General features: G+C 65.4%; 14 protein-coding genes. 11 read left to right on the top strand and 3 right to left on the bottom strand.

The features are described from left to right. The first annotated feature begins 54 nt into the window (after positions 1-54). The 7 genes from rpsA to galU all read left to right on the top strand — a co-directional run bounded on the left by rpsA (position 55) and on the right by galU (position 7462). A complete protein-coding gene (gene rpsA / locus AC5P8Z_RS00725) occupies positions 55-1740 on the top strand; it encodes a 30S ribosomal protein S1 (protein WP_005409285.1) in 1686 nt (561 codons plus the stop codon). Positions 1741-1828: 88 nt separating this feature from the next. After that, a complete protein-coding gene (locus AC5P8Z_RS00720; RefSeq protein ID WP_005409286.1) occupies positions 1829-2134 on the top strand; it encodes an integration host factor subunit beta in 306 nt (101 codons plus the stop codon). 76 nt (positions 2135-2210) lie between these two features. Next, entirely contained in the window at positions 2211-2492 is a 282-nt protein-coding gene (locus tag AC5P8Z_RS00715; RefSeq protein ID WP_180853498.1) for a LapA family protein, read from the top strand. A gap of 6 nt (positions 2493-2498) precedes the next feature. Beyond that, entirely contained in the window at positions 2499-3677 is a 1179-nt protein-coding gene (lapB, locus tag AC5P8Z_RS00710; protein WP_049428020.1) for a lipopolysaccharide assembly protein LapB, read from the top strand. A 3-nt stretch (positions 3678-3680) separates the two neighbouring features. Further along, positions 3681-4670: an MraY family glycosyltransferase gene (locus tag AC5P8Z_RS00705; RefSeq protein WP_295567852.1), complete on the top strand. Its 990-nt coding sequence runs from the start codon at positions 3681-3683 to the stop codon at positions 4668-4670. A gap of 3 nt (positions 4671-4673) precedes the next feature. Next, positions 4674-6587, top strand: coding sequence for a polysaccharide biosynthesis protein (locus AC5P8Z_RS00700; protein ID WP_495227786.1), 1914 nt, complete (start codon positions 4674-4676; stop codon positions 6585-6587). Continuing rightward, a complete protein-coding gene (gene galU / locus AC5P8Z_RS00695; protein ID WP_021204148.1) occupies positions 6584-7462 on the top strand; it encodes a UTP--glucose-1-phosphate uridylyltransferase GalU in 879 nt (292 codons plus the stop codon). Before AC5P8Z_RS00700 ends, galU begins: the two co-directional genes overlap by 4 nt. Before the next feature lie 547 nt (positions 7463-8009). Here the strand turns inward: galU and AC5P8Z_RS00690 are convergent. The 3 genes from AC5P8Z_RS00690 to AC5P8Z_RS00680 all read right to left on the bottom strand — a co-directional run bounded on the left by AC5P8Z_RS00690 (position 8010) and on the right by AC5P8Z_RS00680 (position 12381). Then, entirely contained in the window at positions 8010-9218 is a 1209-nt protein-coding gene (locus AC5P8Z_RS00690) for an acetyl-CoA C-acyltransferase (protein WP_005409292.1), read from the bottom strand. A gap of 97 nt (positions 9219-9315) precedes the next feature. Further along, positions 9316-11688, bottom strand: coding sequence for a 3-hydroxyacyl-CoA dehydrogenase/enoyl-CoA hydratase family protein (locus AC5P8Z_RS00685; RefSeq protein WP_286071716.1), 2373 nt, complete (start codon positions 11686-11688; stop codon positions 9316-9318). A 39-nt stretch (positions 11689-11727) separates the two neighbouring features. Further along, positions 11728-12381, bottom strand: coding sequence for a TetR/AcrR family transcriptional regulator (locus tag AC5P8Z_RS00680; RefSeq protein WP_049427155.1), 654 nt, complete (start codon positions 12379-12381; stop codon positions 11728-11730). A gap of 346 nt (positions 12382-12727) precedes the next feature. Between AC5P8Z_RS00680 and ndk the strand changes: the two genes are divergently transcribed. The 4 genes from ndk to AC5P8Z_RS00660 are packed head-to-tail and all read left to right on the top strand — an operon-like array spanning position 12728 to position 16035. Further along, positions 12728-13153, top strand: coding sequence for a nucleoside-diphosphate kinase (gene ndk, locus AC5P8Z_RS00675; protein WP_008265389.1), 426 nt, complete (start codon positions 12728-12730; stop codon positions 13151-13153). A 10-nt stretch (positions 13154-13163) separates the two neighbouring features. Beyond that, positions 13164-14369 (top strand): dual-specificity RNA methyltransferase RlmN, encoded by a 1206-nt coding sequence (rlmN, locus tag AC5P8Z_RS00670; protein WP_286071717.1) that lies wholly within the window; start codon positions 13164-13166, stop codon positions 14367-14369. Further along, on the top strand, positions 14356-15141 hold the full coding sequence (locus AC5P8Z_RS00665; RefSeq protein WP_495227783.1) for a tetratricopeptide repeat protein: 786 nt from the start codon (positions 14356-14358) through the stop codon (positions 15139-15141). Before rlmN ends, AC5P8Z_RS00665 begins: the two co-directional genes overlap by 14 nt. A gap of 18 nt (positions 15142-15159) precedes the next feature. Next, positions 15160-16035 (top strand): RodZ domain-containing protein, encoded by an 876-nt coding sequence (locus AC5P8Z_RS00660; RefSeq protein WP_286071719.1) that lies wholly within the window; start codon positions 15160-15162, stop codon positions 16033-16035. Positions 16036-16053 lie beyond the last annotated feature (18 nt).

Here is a 16053-nt window from a genome sequence, read left to right as displayed (position 1 = left end):
GCCATTCCCCTGAAGGGGACGCCACCGACCCATGTGTCCAACAGAGTAAATCTAATGACCGAATCATTTGCCGAACTGTTTGAAGCCAGCCAGGCCAACCTGGCCAAGCTGAAGCCGGGCGCCATCGTCAGCGGTACCGTTGTTGAAGTCCGCGGCGACGTCGTGGTGATCAACGCTGGCCTGAAGTCCGAAGGCATCGTGCCGATCGAACAGTTCCGTAACGACGCTGGCGAAATCGACGTCGCCGAAGGCGACATCGTCAAGGTCGCCCTCGACTCGATCGAGAACGGCTTCGGCGAAACCGTCCTGTCGCGCGAGAAGGCCAAGCGCGCGATGGTGTGGGACGAGCTGGAAGAAGCGTTGGAAAAGAACGAAACCATCACCGGCCGCATCAGCGGCAAGGTCAAGGGTGGTTTCACCGTGGACATCAAGGATGTCCGCGCCTTCCTGCCGGGTTCCCTGGTCGATGTGCGCCCGGTGCGCGATCCGGCCTACCTGGAAGGCAAGGAACTCGAGTTCAAGCTCATCAAGCTGGACCGCAAGCGTAACAACGTCGTGGTCTCGCGCCGCGCTGTCGTCGAAAGCGAGCACTCGGAAGAGCGCGAGCAGCTGATGGACAAGCTGCAGGAAGGCGCGATCCTGAAGGGTGTGGTCAAGAACCTGACCGACTACGGCGCGTTCGTGGACCTGGGCGGTATCGACGGCCTGCTGCACATCACCGACATGGCGTGGAAGCGCGTGCGTCACCCGTCGGAAGTCGTGAACGTCGGCGACGAGCTGGACGTCCGCGTGCTGAAGTTCGACCGCGAGCGCAACCGCGTTTCGCTGGGCCTGAAGCAGCTGGGCGAGGATCCGTGGGACAACATCGGCCGTCGTTACCCGGCCAACAGCCGCGTCTTCGGCAAGGTCTCCAACGTCACCGATTACGGTGCGTTCGTTGAGATCGAGCCGGGCGTCGAAGGCCTGGTGCACGTCTCCGAGATGGATTGGACCAACAAGAACGTCAACCCGTCCAAGGTTGTCCAGGTTGGTGATGAAGTCGAAGTGATGGTGCTGGACGTCGATGAAGAGCGTCGCCGCATCTCGCTGGGCATGAAGCAGGTTGCCGCCAATCCGTGGGAAACCTTCGCTGCCACCCACAAGAAGGGTGACAAGGTGTCGGGCCAGATCAAGTCGATCACCGACTTCGGCATCTTCATCGGCCTGGACGGCGGCATCGACGGCCTGGTCCACCTGTCCGACATCAGCTGGAACACCACCGGCGAAGACGTCGTTCGCAACTTCAAGAAGGGCGATACCCTGGACGCCGTCGTCCTGGCTGTCGATCCGGAGCGCGAGCGCATCTCCCTGGGCGTGAAGCAGCTGGAGCAGGATCCGTTCGGCCAGTACATGGCTGCCAATCCGAAGGGCTCCAAGGTCGAAGGCGTGGTGAAGGAAGTCGACGCCAAGGGCGCGATCATCGAGCTGGCTGACGGCATCGAAGGTTACGTCTCGGCGCGCGACATCGCCAACGAGCGCGTTGACGACGCCACCCAGCACCTGAAGGTCGGCGACAAGATCGAAGCCAAGTTCGTGGGCATGGACCGCAAGGGCCGTACCCTGCAGCTGTCGATCAAGGCCAAGGACGACGCGGAAATGCGCGAAGTGCTGGAGGAATACCAGTCCTCTTCGGCTTCCAGCGGCACCACCCAGCTGGGCGCGCTGCTGCGTGCACAGCTGAACGGCAACAAGTCCGAGTAATCGGCCTTACGCTGTTTGTTGTTTCCTGGACGGCCCGGGCTTCTGCCCGGGCCGTTTCAGGCTGAGATGCCCCTGATGTGAGCCGGTAATGACCAAATCCGAACTGATCGAAATCCTTGCGCGCCGCCAGGCGCACCTGAAGGCCGATGATGTCGATCTGGCGGTGAAGTCATTGCTGGAAATGATGGGTGGATCGCTGTCCGCCGGGGATCGCATCGAAATCCGTGGTTTTGGCAGCTTCTCGCTGCACTATCGTCCGCCGCGCCTGGGTCGCAACCCGAAGACCGGCGAATCGGTTGCCCTGCCGGGCAAGCACGTCCCCCATTTCAAGCCGGGCAAGGAACTGCGCGAGCGGGTCAGCAGTGTGCTGCCGCTGGACGCCGATCCGGCCTGAGCCTCCGTCGCGCCACCGCGTGCGAATCCAGCCGCGGGTCGGATAAGCTACGGACTCCTGCCACTGGAGCTGTCGCATGAAGGTCTTTCGTCTGCTGGTCCTGCTGGCGGTCCTGATCCTTGGGCTGATCATTGGTGCGGTCAACATGACCGCGATGTCGATCAACCTGCTGTTTACCCAGTTGAATACCTCCGTGGGCGTGGCGCTGATTGCGGCCCTGCTGATCGGTGTCATCGTCGGTGCCGGCCTGGTGCTGGTGAGCGTGGTCATTCCGCTCTACGGCCAGCTGCGCCGTGCCAACAAGTCCGCCGCCACGCCGGCCGCGGGTGTTTCCCCCCAATCTTTTGATGGACGCTGATCGAAGATGGATTTCGTCACCGAGTGGCTGTGGTTTTTCCTGTTCGTTCCGCTGGCCGCACTGGCCGGGTGGGTGATTGGCCGGCGTGGCGGCCAGCGCCACGGTGACAACCAGGTCAGCCGACTGTCCAGCACCTACTTCCGTGGCCTGAACTACCTGCTCAACGAGCAGCCGGACAAGGCCATCGAACTGTTCCTGCACATCGCCGAGCTGGACAAGGAAACCTTCGAGACCCAGGTTGCGCTGGGCCACCTGTTCCGCCGCCGCGGTGAAGTGGACCGCGCCATCCGCCTGCACCAGGGGCTGGTCAACCGCCATGACCTGAGCGACGCGCAGCGCGTGCAGGCCCTGCTGGCGCTGGGCGAGGACTACATGAAGTCCGGCCTGCTGGACCGTGCAGAGACTGTGTTCACCGAGTTGGCGCAGCTGGACCAGCGCGCTCCGCAGGCGCTCAAGCACCTGATCGGCATCTACCAGGCCGAGCGTGACTGGGAAAAGGCGATCGACAACGCCACCCGCTTCGAAGACGTCACCGGCGAGCCGATGGGCAAGCTGATCGGTCAGTTCGAATGCGAGCTGGCCGAACGCTTCCGTGGCGCCGGCAAGCTGGAAGAGGCGAGGGCGGCGATCGCCCGCGCCTACCAGGCCGACGCCATGTCGGTGCGCGCCGGCATCATCGAAGGTCGACTTGAGACGGATGCGGGTAATGCCGAAGCCGCCGTGCGTGCATTCGAACGCGCCGCGCGCAACGATCCGGAGTACCTGCCCGAGCTGCTGCCGGCGCTGATGGAAAACTACCGCAAGGTCGGCGACCTGGGGGGCGCGCGTGCGTTCCTGTCGGAAATGACCGAACACTACCGTGGCATTGCCCCGGTGCTGGCCCTGACCCGGCTGATGGAAGAGCAGGAGGGTGTGGCTCCGGCCCGTGCCTACCTTGGCCGCCAGCTCAAGGATCGTCCGTCGGTGCGTGGCGAATCGGCGCTGATCGACCTGACCCTGGCCGAGGGCGCCGATTCCACCGCGACCCTGCACGACCTCAAGCACATCACCGACCAGTTGCTGGTGCGCAACCCTGCCTACCGCTGCACCCGCTGCGGCTTCGGCGCACGCACCCACCACTGGCAGTGCCCGAGCTGCAAGGAATGGGGCACGGTCAAGCCACTGCTGAACTACGCGGTGCTCTGATCCATGCCGTGGCTCGTGATGGGCGCGCTGCTGGGGCTTGCCCTGCTGAGTGCCGGATTGACCTGGGCGGCACGTGGCTATGCCCTGCGCCAGCAACTGATGGATCAGCCCGGCGAGCGTCGCAGCCATAGCGTGGCAACGCCGCGCGGCGGCGGAATCGCGATCGTCATCAGCCTGCTTGTCACTGCTGGCGTGGCGATGTGGGTCTGGCCCGAATCGGCGCCAAGCCTGCTGGTCGCCAGCATCGGCCTGGTGCTGGTCGCGGGCATCGGCTGGTGGGACGACCACCGGCCGTTGCCGGCCATGCGCCGCCTGCTGGTGCATTTCATTGCCGCCGCACTGCTGGCTGCGCTGGTGAAGGTGCACGGTGGCAGCTGGCTGCTGGCCGGGCTGGTGTTGGTGTTCACCGCGTCGCTGATCAACATCTGGAACTTCATGGATGGCATCAACGGTATTGCTGCCAGCCAGGCCATCGTGGTCGCGCTGGGCCTGGCGCCGGTGCTGCCCTGGCCCTATTCGCTGGCCGCCGTCGCGCTCGGCCTGGCCTGCCTGGGCTTTCTGCCGTTCAATTTTCCACGGGCGCGGATCTTCATGGGCGATGTCGGAAGTGGCGCGCTGGGCTATGCCGTTGCCGTCGTTCTGGCCATCGCCGCGGTGCGTACCGATATCCACTGGATCCTGCTGCTGGTGCCGGCCTCGGCGTTCCTTGTGGACGCTGGCTTCACACTGGCGGCGCGCATCATTTCAGGACAACGCTGGATGGAACCCCATACCCAGCATGTCTACCAGCGGGCGGTACAGGCAGGAGCCAGTCATGCCCAGGTGACAGGGATGTACTTTGCTTTGGGCCTGTTCAGCATTACAGTGCTTAATGTCTGCTCCAATTTGCAGCCGAGGTGGGAGGCTGTCCTGGCGGTCGCGTGGTTTGCCGCGCTGAGCGTCGTTTGGCTCCTCCTGCGCAATGGATTGCGTCACCGACAAGGATCTACCTGACTTATGGCTTCACCCCTGCGGGACAGAATTCTGGGCCTGATGCCGCGCTCGGCCATTGTCTGCCATGACCTGTTCATGGTCTGGGCATGCTGGCAGCTGCTTCACGCGGGGCGCTACTCGATTCTGCCCAACGCGCCCGCGCTGCCCCTCTGGAACGTCGATACCACCCTGGTGCTGCTGCTGCAGGGCTTGGTGTTCTGGCGCGTGGGCCTGTATCGCGGGCTGTGGCGTTTCGCCAGCGTCAGCGACCTGCTGAACATCTTCAAGGCCAGCTTCATCGGCCTGGTCGGCATCGTGCTGGTGCTGATGTGGAAGCGCTTCGACGGCGTGCCGATGTCGGTGCTGGTGATCTATCCGTTCGCGCTGTCGGCGCTGCTGGGCGCGCCGCGCCTGCTGTACCGGGCCTGGAAGGACTACCAGGCACTGCAGTCCGATTCGAGCGCGCGCCGCGTGCTGATCCTCGGTGCCGGGCAGGCAGCCGAGACCCTGGTCCGCGATCTGCGCCGTTCCGGCAACTTCGAGCCGGTCGGCCTGCTGGATGATGCACCCCACCTGCGTGGCGCCAATCTGCAGGGCCTGCCGATCCTCGGCAGTCTGGATGATGCCCCGACGGTGGTCCGCGAGACGGCGGCCAAGCTGCTGGTGATCGCCATGCCTTCGCTGGATGCCGCGGGCATGCAGCGTGTGGTCGCCATCTGTGAAAGCACCGGCGTGCCGTTCCGCACGGTGCCCAAGCTCAGCGACATCCTGCAGGGCCAGTCGCTGCCAGGCCAGCTGAAGGAAGTGGCGATCGAGGACCTGCTTGGCCGCAAGCCGATCACCCCGGACTGGAACCTGATCCGTGGCTGGTTGGGCGGGCGCACCGTGATGGTCACCGGTGCCGGTGGTTCGATCGGCTCGGAGCTGTGCCGCCAGTGCGCACGCCACGGTGCCGGCCGCATCGTCCTGCTGGAGATCAGCGAGCTGCTGCTGCTGACCATCGAAGGTGAGCTGCGCCGCAGCTTCCCCGATATCGAGATCGAAGCGGTGCTGGGCGACTGTGGCGACCCCGCGGTGATCCGCCATGCACTCTCGCTGCATCCGGTCGACACCGCATTCCATGCCGCTGCCTACAAGCATGTGCCGGTGCTGGAACGGCAGCTGCGCGAAGCAGTGCGCAACAACATTCTGGCGACCGAGAACGTGGCCCGTGCCTGCCTTGAAGCACGCGTCGAGCATTTCGTGTTCATCTCCACCGACAAGGCGGTCGATCCAGTCAACGCGCTGGGTGCGAGCAAGCGCTACGCCGAGATGATCTGCCAGAGCCTGGACCAGAAGTCCACGCACACCCGTTTCGTCACGGTACGTTTCGGCAACGTGCTGGCCTCGGCCGGCAGTGTGGTGCCGCTGTTCCGCGAACAGATCCTGCGCGGCGGCCCGGTCACGGTCACCGACCCGGAAGTCAGCCGCTACTTCATGACCATCCCCGAGGCCTGCCAGCTGATCCTGCAGGCAGCGGCGTCGGCATCGCATGGTGCGATCTACACGCTCGACATGGGTGAGCCGGTGCCGATCCGCCTCCTGGCCGAGCAGATGATCCGCCTGGCGGGCAAGCAGCCGTACAAGGATGTGCAGATCATCTATACCGGCCTGCGCCCGGGCGAGAAGCTGCACGAGACGCTGTTCTACTCGGACGAGGACTACCGCGCCACCGCGCATCCGAAGATCCTCGAAGCCGGCGTGCGCACGTTCTCGCGCGATCTGGTGCTGGGCAACGTCCCGCGCCTGCGCGACGCGGTGTGCAGCTATGACACCGACACCATCAAGGAACTCCTGTTTGCGACGATGCCGGAGTTCTCTCCGATCGAACAGGATGCTTACATCTCATCCGCTAAAGTCGTGCCTTTTCCGGCACGTGAGGCCAACAGGCACCAATGAGCAAGCGAATTCGCAAAGCGGTTTTCCCGGTGGCAGGACTCGGGACGCGTTTTTTGCCAGCAACCAAGACCGTACCGAAGGAGATGCTGCCGATCATTGATCGGCCGCTGATCCAGTACGCGGTCGATGAGGCGATCGAAGCGGGCTGTGACACGCTGGTGTTCATCACCAACCGCTACAAGCACGCGGTCGCCGACTACTTCGACAAGGCCTACGAGCTGGAGCAGAAGCTCGAGCGCGCCGGCAAGCAGGAACAGCTGGAGATGATCCGCCACGTGCTGCCCAACGGCGTGCGTGCGATCTTCGTGACCCAGGCCGAGGCCCTGGGCCTGGGCCATGCGGTGCTGTGTGCGAAGGCCGTGATCGGTGACGAGCCGTTTGCAGTGCTGCTGCCGGACGACCTGATCTGGAACCGGGGCGACGGCGCGCTGAAGCAGATGGCCGATCTGAACGAAGCCAGTGGCGCCAGCGTCATCGCCGTTGAAGATGTGCCGCACGACAAGACCGCCAGCTATGGCATCGTCGCAACCGAGGCCTTCGATGGCCGCAAGGGGCGCATTTCGCAGATCGTGGAGAAGCCGAAGCCGGAGGACGCGCCGAGCGACCTGGCCGTGGTCGGCCGCTACGTGCTGAGCCCGAAGATCTTCGAGCTGCTGGAAAATACCGGCAGCGGCGCCGGCGGTGAGATCCAGCTGACCGATGCGATCGCGCAGCTGCTGAAGACCGAAGAAGTCGATGCCTATCGTTTCGAGGGCACGCGCTTCGACTGCGGCACGCACCTGGGGCTGGTCGAAGCGACGATCCGTTTCGCGCTGGACAACCCGAAGCTGGCAGGGCCGGCGCGGGAGAAGCTGGCGGCGATGTTGGCGGAATAAGGTTTATCGAGCGCTCCGTTCGCGGCGCCTTGATTGATACGTGGGGGAGGGGGCGGATGGCCCTCTCCAAAACACGCCAAAGCCCTTCCATGGTGCTCGATGGCGCCTTGCTCGTGTGCGCTGTCCTGCGCACACGGCAAGACCGGGGTTGGGCGTCCTGCCCAACCCGCCGGAGGCATGCCTCGGGCCCATGGCGCCAACGGTTTTGGAGAGGGCCATCCGCCCCCTCTCGACCGTTTCCGTGCGGCGCGGACGCGAAGGGCGGAATCAAGGGCAGAAACAAAAAAGGCAGCCGATGGCTGCCTTTTTCGTTTCCAGAGCAGGATCAAAAGCATCCACGCACGGCGTGGATCTACTGCTCTTGCCTTTGCTCACCCTCCGCCGCGCGGAATGCTGGATGGCGCGGGTGGGTGAGGCTGACCGGGACTGTCAGCGGCATGGATGCCGCTGCCAAGCCCCCAGGGACGGGTTTACGGCGTGTCCCGGGCAGCCTCACCCACCCGGGCACCCCAGCAAACCGAAACGTCCGCCGGCAACGCTTTGAAACTTACAGCGCCTCGAAAATACCCGCTGCGCCCATGCCGGTGCCGATGCACATCGTCACCATGCCGTACTTCTGCTGGCGACGACGCAGGCCGTGCAGCAGGGTGGCGGTACGGATCGCGCCGGTCGCACCCAGCGGGTGGCCCAGGGCGATCGCGCCGCCCAGCGGGTTGACCTTGCTCGGGTCCAGGCCGCAATCGCGGATCACCGCCAGCGACTGCGCGGCGAAGGCTTCGTTGAGCTCGATCCAGTCCAGCTGGTCCTGGGTCAGGCCGGCCTGCTTCAGGGCCTTCGGGATCGCGGCGATCGGGCCGATGCCCATCACTTCCGGACGCACGCCGGCCACCGAGAAGCTGACGAAACGGGCCAGCGGGGTCAGGCCGTAATCCTTGATCGCCTGCTCCGACGCCAGCAGCACGGCACCGGCGCCATCGCTCATCTGCGAGGAGTTGCCGGCGGTCACGGTGCCGCCGAACTGGCCGTTACGGAACACCGGGCGCAGCTTGGCCAGGCCTTCAGCCGAGGAATCCGGGCGCGGGCCTTCGTCGGTGTCGGCAATCTTGTTGCGGGTGATGATGCGCTGGCCATCGGCCAGGTCCGGCAGGTGCGAGACGATCTCGTACGGGCTGATCTCGTCCTTGAACTCGCCGTTCTGGATCGCGGCCATGGCCTTCTGGTGCGAGGCCAGGGCGAAGGCGTCCTGGTCTTCGCGCGAGACCTTCCACTCTTCGGCCACCTTCTCGGCGGTGATGCCCATGCCGTAGGCGATGGCCACGTGGTCGTTGTCGAACACGCTGGGGGCCATCGCGATCTTGTTGCCCATCATCGGCACCATCGACATCGATTCGGTGCCGCCGGCCAGCATCAGGTCGGCGTTGCCCAGGCGGATCGCATCGGCGGCCTGCGCCACGGCCTGCAGGCCGGAGGAGCAGAAGCGGTTCACGGTCTGCGCGGCGATGGTGTTGGGCAGGCCAGCCAGCAGCACGCCGATGCGCGCCACGTTCATGCCCTGCTCGGCTTCCGGCATGGCGCAGCCGATGATCGCGTCATCGATGCGGTTGACGTCCACGCCCGGGGCCTGCGCGACGACGCTGCGCAGCACGTGCGCAAGCATGTCGTCGGGGCGGGTGTTGCGGAACATGCCCTTGGGCGCCTTGCCGACCGGGGTACGGGTGGCGGCGACGATGTAGGCGTCCTGGATTTGCTTGGTCATTGCAGTGATCTCTCGAAGTTTTTGCCGGTGTGCCCACCAGGGTGGGCACCTACCAGAGGCGGAGGAGTGCCGGCCAACGGCCGGCACCCGCCATCAATCAGTTACGCAGCGGCTTGCCGGTCTTCAGCATGTGCGCGATGCGGGCCTGGGTCTTTTCCTGCTGGGCCAGTTCGACGAAGTGCTTGCGCTCCAGCGTCAGCAGCCACTCTTCGTCCACCAGGGTGCCGCGATCGACCTTGCCGCCGCACAGCACGGTGGCGATGCGCTCGGCGATCTCGTAGTCGTACGGGCTGATGAAACGGCCTTCCAGCATGTTGACCAGCATCATCTTGAAGGTGGCGATGCCCACGTCGCCGGCCACCTGGATGCGGCGTGCCGGCAGCGGCGGACGATAGCCCGCTTCGGCCAGCGCGCGTGCTTCGGCCTTGGCGATGTAAAGCGCTTCGTAGCTGTTGAACACCACCTTGTCGGTGCTGCGCAGCAGGCCCAGTTCCTTGGCGTTGACCGCCGAGTTGGACACCTTGGCCATCGCCACGGTCTCGAAGGTCTTCTTCAGTTCGGCGAACACATCGCCGCCCGGACCCGCGGCCTGCGAGGCGCGCACGGCCAGTTCCTTCAGGCCACCACCGGCCGGCAGCAGGCCGACGCCGGCCTCGACCAGGCCGATGTAGCTTTCCAGGAAGGCCACGGTCTTGGCGCTGTGCATCTGGAATTCGCAGCCGCCACCCAGGGCCAGGCCGCGCACGGCCGCAACCACCGGCACCAGCGAGTACTTGATGCGCTGGCTGGTGCGCTGGAAGTTGGCGACCATTTCCTCGAACTGGTCGACCTTGCCGGCCTGCAGCAGGCCAAGGGCACCGGCCAGGTCGGCACCGGCAGAGAAGGGTTCCTTCTGCTGCCAGATCACCAGGCCCTGGAAGTCCTTCTCGGCGCGGCTGACGCATTCCTGCAGGCCATCGAGCACCTGGTCGGACACGGTGTTCATCTTGGTCTTGAAGCTGACCACGGCGATGCCGTCGCCGTCGTGCCACATGCGCAGGCCGTCGTTCTCGAACACGGTCTCGCCCGGCGCGAACTTCTCGCCCAGCAGCGGATCCGGGAAACGCTGGCGCTGGTACACCGGCAGCGACGAGCGCGGCAGCTTGGCGTTGCGCGACGGGCTGTAGCTGCCCTCGGCGGCGTGCACGCCGTCGCGGCCATCGAACACCCAGTCCGGCAGCGGGGCGTTGCTCATGCTCTTGCCGGCGACGATGTCATCGGCAATCCACTGCGCAACCTGCTTCCAGCCGGCCGCCTGCCAGGTTTCGAACGGGCCCAGCGACCAGCCGTAGCCCCAGCGGATGGCCAGATCGACGTCGCGTGCGGTTTCGGCGATATCAGCCAGGTGGTAGGCGCTGTAGTGGAACAGGTCGCGGAAGGTCGCCCACAGGAACTGCGCCTGCGGGTGCTGGCTCTCGCGCAGCTTGGCGAACTTCTCGGCCGGGTTCTTGATCTTGAGGATTTCGACCACTTCCGGTGCGGCGGTGCGGTCGGCCGGGCGGTAGTCCTGCTTTTCCAGGTCGAGAACAACGATGTCCTTGCCGACCTTGCGGAAGATGCCGGCGCCGGTCTTCTGGCCCAGCGCGCCCTTGGAAATCAGGGCGTCCAGCCACTTCGGCGACTTGAAGAATTCATGCCACGGATCATTCGGCAGGGTGTCGCCCATGGTCTTGATGACGTGGGCCATGGTGTCCAGGCCGACCACGTCGGAGGTGCGGTAGGTGGCCGACTTCGGGCGGCCGACCAGCGGGCCGGTCAGGCCGTCCACTTCATCGAAGCCCAGGCCGAATTCCTGGGTGTGGTGGATGGTGGACAGGATCGAGAACACACCGATGCGGTTGCCGATGAAGTTCGGGGTGTCCTTGGCGTACACCACGCCCTTGCCCAGGGTAGTGACCAGGAAGGCTTCCAGGCCTTCCAGCACAGCGGCATCGGTGGTGGTGGCCGGGATCAGCTCGGCCAGGTGCATGTAGCGCGGCGGGTTGAAGAAGTGCACGCCGCAGAAGCGGTGGCGCAGCTGCTCCGGCAGCACGTCGGCGAGCTTGTTGATGCCCAGGCCCGAGGTGTTGGAGGCCAGCACCGCGTGGTCGGCCACGAACGGGGCGATCTTCTTGTACAGGTCCTGCTTCCAGTCCATGCGCTCGGCGATGGCCTCGATGATCAGGTCGCAGTCCTTCAGCTGCTCCAGGCCGGACTCGTAGTTGGCCGGGGTGATGGCTTCGGCCAGCGACTTGCTGGCCAGCGGTGCCGGGCTCAGCTTGCCCAGGTTGGCGATCGCCTTCAGCACGATGCCGTCGGCCGGGCCTTCCTTGGCAGGCAGGTCGAACAGCACGGTGTCTACGCCCGCGTTGGTGAGGTGAGCGGCGATCTGGGCACCCATGACGCCGGCACCCAGCACGGCGGCGCGGCGGACTAGCAGGGAATTGGACATGGTGTAGGGCCTTTGTTGGTCAGCAGTTACTGGGTGGAATCAAAGGGAAGCGGGCAGGGCGCTGGCGCGTGCGGCGGCGCGGAACCCGGCTTCGGCGAAATGGATCAGTTCGTGGGCGGCATGGGCACGATGCGCCGCTTCGGTGACACCGGCGGGACGCTTGATCAGCCCGAAGTCGGCCATGGCATAGGTGAGCGAGCCGGCCAGGAAGTCCAGGCGCCAGTACAGCTCTTCCTTGCTCAGGCCGGGCACGCACTCGCCGATGGCCTTGCCGAACGCACGCAGCACGTGGCCGTAGTGGTCGGACAGGAACTTGCGCAGGTTGTCGTTCTTCTCGGCGTAGGCGCGGGCGATCACGCGCACGAAGGCGCCGCCGTTCTGGCGGTCCTGGGCCAGCGCCAGAGCGGGCTCGACGAAGGCGGCCAGCACCGGGCGCAGTTCGCCCGGATGCTCCGCGCGGGCGCGCTCGAGCTGTGACAGGCGGGCGCCGGTCATCTCGTCCATGCGGCGGCGGAAGACCTCGTTGACCAGGTTTTCCTTGGAGCCGAAGTGGTAGTTGACCGCCGCGATGTTGACGTCGGCCTGGCTGGTGACCTGACGCAGCGAGGTGCCGGCGAAGCCGTGCTGGGCGAACAGCTCCTCGGCGGCACCGAGGATCCGGTCCTTGGTCGAGAAGTGGGCGGGCTTGGCCATCGGTGGGCGGACCTTAATCAAACGATTGTTTGATACTAGAACCAGACGGTACCGTATGGCATTTTGCAGTGCAGCAAAACTGTGCAGGGTGGTCAGAATCCGCTCAGGTGGGTGAATGGGTGGGCGTGAAACTGTAGAGCCGAGCCCGCGCTCGGCTGCTCTTCGGCGCAAAGGCCAGCCGAGCATGGGCTCGGCTCTACAACGGGGCCGCACGGCCCTCTACCACCCGGCCACGTTATCTTTTACAATTCGCCTACGTTTATCAGGCTAAGCCCGCGTCCCGACGCGGGTTTTTTTCATGTTACCCTTCGGGCCATCAGCGGCCCGATTCCATTGGAGACATCCCATGGCGCTGGAGCGCACCCTTTCGATCATCAAGCCGGACGCCGTTGCCAAGAACGTCATCGGCGAAATCTACGCCCGCTTCGAGAAGGCCGGCCTGAAGGTCGTGGCCGCCAAGTACAAGCAGCTGTCGCGCCGTGAAGCCGAAGGCTTCTACGCCGTCCACCGCGAGCGTCCGTTCTTCAACGCGCTGGTCGAGTTCATGATCTCCGGCCCGGTGATGATCCAGGCCCTGGAAGGCGAGAACGCCGTCCTGGCCCACCGCGACCTGCTGGGCGCCACCAACCCGAAGGAAGCCGCCGCCGGTACCATCCGCGCCGACTTCGCCGAATCCATCGATGCCAACGCCGCCCACGGCTCGGACTCGGTCGAGAATGCCGCGATTGAAATCGCCTACTTCTTCGCCGCCACCGAAGTCGTTTCGCGCTGAGAGTAATGCCGTGAACGAGGTCGTACAGTCCCCCGCCATCCAGCCGCTGCCGAAGTCGGCACCCACGGCTGGCAAGCAGAACCTGCTCGACCTCGATCGCGCGGGCCTGGAACAGTTTTTCGTCGAAAAGCTCGGCGAGAAGAAGTTCCGTGCCCATCAGGTGATGAAGTGGATCCACCATCGCTACGTCACCGACTTCGATGAAATGACCGATCTCGGCAAGGTCCTGCGCGCCAAGCTGCAGGCCCATGCCGAGGTCGTTGTCCCCAACATCGTGTTCGACAAGCCCTCCGCCGACGGCACCCACAAGTGGCTGCTGGCGATGGGCGTGGATGGCAAGAACGCCATCGAGACCGTGTACATCCCGGACAAGACCCGCGGCACGCTGTGCGTGTCCTCGCAGGTCGGTTGCGGCCTGAACTGCACGTTCTGCTCCACCGCCACCCAGGGCTTCAACCGCAACCTGACCACCGCCGAGATCATCGGCCAGGTGTGGGTTGCCGCGCGCCACCTGGGTAACGTGCCGCACCAGATGCGCCGTCTCACCAACGTGGTGATGATGGGCATGGGCGAGCCGCTGATGAATTTCGACAACGTCGTGCGCGCCATGAGCGTGATGCGTGACGATCTGGGCTACGGCCTGGCCAACAAGCGCGTGACCCTGTCGACCTCCGGCCTGGTGCCGCAGATCGACCGCCTGTCCGCCGAAAGCGACGTGTCGCTGGCCGTTTCCCTGCATGCGCCGAATGACGCACTGCGCGAAACGCTGGTGCCGTTGAACAAGAAGTACCCGATCGCCGAGCTGATGGCCTCGTGTGCCCGTTACCTGCGCGCCAACAAGCGCCGCGAATCGGTCACCTTCGAGTACACCCTTATGAAGGGCATCAACGACAAGCCCGAGCATGCCCGCGAACTGGCCCGCCTGATGCACCAGTTCGACAACGCGGTGCAGGCCAGGGACTCGGGCAAGGTCAACCTGATCCCCTTCAACCCGTTCCCGGGCACCCGCTACGAGCGCTCCGACGAGGCGCAAATCCGCGCTTTCCAGAAGATCCTGCTCGACAGCAACGTGCTGACCATGGTCCGCCGCACCCGTGGCGACGACATCGACGCCGCCTGTGGCCAGCTCAAGGGCCAGGTGATGGACCGTACCCGCCGCCAGGCCGAATTCAACAAGACGCTGCAGGCGGGGAAGGGGAGCGATGCCGCGGCCTGACCGCCTCTGGCTGGTTCTGCTCGCAGGCACGCTGGCTCTCGCGGTCGGCGGCTGCAAATCCCATCCAAAAGCCCAGCTGGGCCCCAGTGAGGCGCCGGTCTACTCCGTCCGTGACCCGGACGGGGTACGGCAGCAGGTGCGCTGGCAGGAGTTGCTGTCCCTGGCTGGCCGCGACATCCAGGCCGGTAATCTCGATGCTGCCGAGCGCAAGGCGCGCGAAGCCCAGAAGCTGATGCCCACGTCCCCCGACGCTCTGGTGCTGCTTGCCGGCATCGACGAGCGTCGCGGTCGCAGCCAGCAGGCTGGCGAGAACTTCCGCAAGGCCGCGGAACTGGCGCCGCAACGCGGCGACGTGCTCAACAACTATGGTGCCTGGCTTTGCCAGCAGGGCCAGGCGGCCGAATCGCTGATCTGGTTTGATCGTGCCCAGAAGGCGCCGGGCAACGCCGCTGCGGCCGAAGCACAGGCCAACGCCGGCGGCTGTGCGCTGGATGCAGGGCAGTTCGAGCGTGCCGAGCGCGACCTGCGCGCGGCGCTGGCGACCTTGCCAGGCAACCCGGTCGCATTGGAGGCCATGGCCCAGCTCAGCTTCCGCCAAGGCCGCTACATGGAGGCCCGGGCCTTCGCCGAACGTAGGATTGCGGCTGCACCCGCAACGCGTTCCGTGTTACAACTTGCGTCTCAAATCGAAGCGCGGCTTGGGGATAGGGCGGCATCTGACCGCTATCTCCAGCGGATTCGACAGGAATTTCCGCAGGAAGCGGGCTCCTAACTCCAGGGTTGATGCATTGTGATTGATGACCAGACTGTGAGCGCTCTCGAGACTGCGGCCGGCTGCGGCACCCGCCTGCGCCAGGCCCGTGAAGCGGCCGGACTGACCCTTGAGGATGTCGGCTCGCGCCTGCGCATGCCGGTCCAGGTGGTCAAGTCGCTGGAAGAGGAACAGTGGCAGAAGCTGGGGGCGCCGGTATTCGTGCGCGGCCAGCTGCGCAGCTACGCGCGCCTGCTGGGCGTGGATATCAGCCAGCTGCTGGAACAGGCCCAGGTCGGGCCCGTAGTGCCGCCCACGCTGGTCAGCCATACCCATACCCCGCGTGCACGCCGCATTGCCGAGAACCTCGGCCGTCGCATGCTGTATGTCGGCATCACCGCGGTGCTGGCCGTGCCGGTGTGGTTCGCCACCCGCGGCCATTTCGATGGCAGCGCCACCCCGTCGCCGAATACCGCCTCACTGGACGCCATCCCGGCTGCCGTGCCGGTAACCCCGTCGGCTGCGGGTGTCGAGCCCTCGGCACCGGCTGAAGTCGCGAGTGCCCCGGCCAGCAAGCCGGCAGCGACCCCGTACGTGGCCTCGCTGGCCCCGGTGCCGCGTTCGGCCCCGGCCGCCCCGGCCGCTGTCGGCAATACGCTGGAGATGCAGTTCAGCGGCGACAGCTGGGTCGATATCGGTGGTCCGGACGGCGCCACCGTCGAAAAGGCGCTGATCAAGTCCGGCGAGAGCCGCAGCTTCACCCCGGGCCAGGTGACCCGGGTGACCCTGGGCAACGCTTCGGCGGTCCAGGTTCAGCAGAACGGCGCTATCGTCGATCTGACCCCCTACCAGCGAGCCAACGTGGCACGCTTTCAGGTATCCTCTGAAGGCTCCGTAGTCCCGGTTTCGCACTGAGGCGCGGTTTCACCACCT

Source organism: Stenotrophomonas sp. YJH_SMC_17 (assembly GCF_059371655.1).
This window is presented reverse-complemented; position numbering and strand designations above follow the sequence as displayed.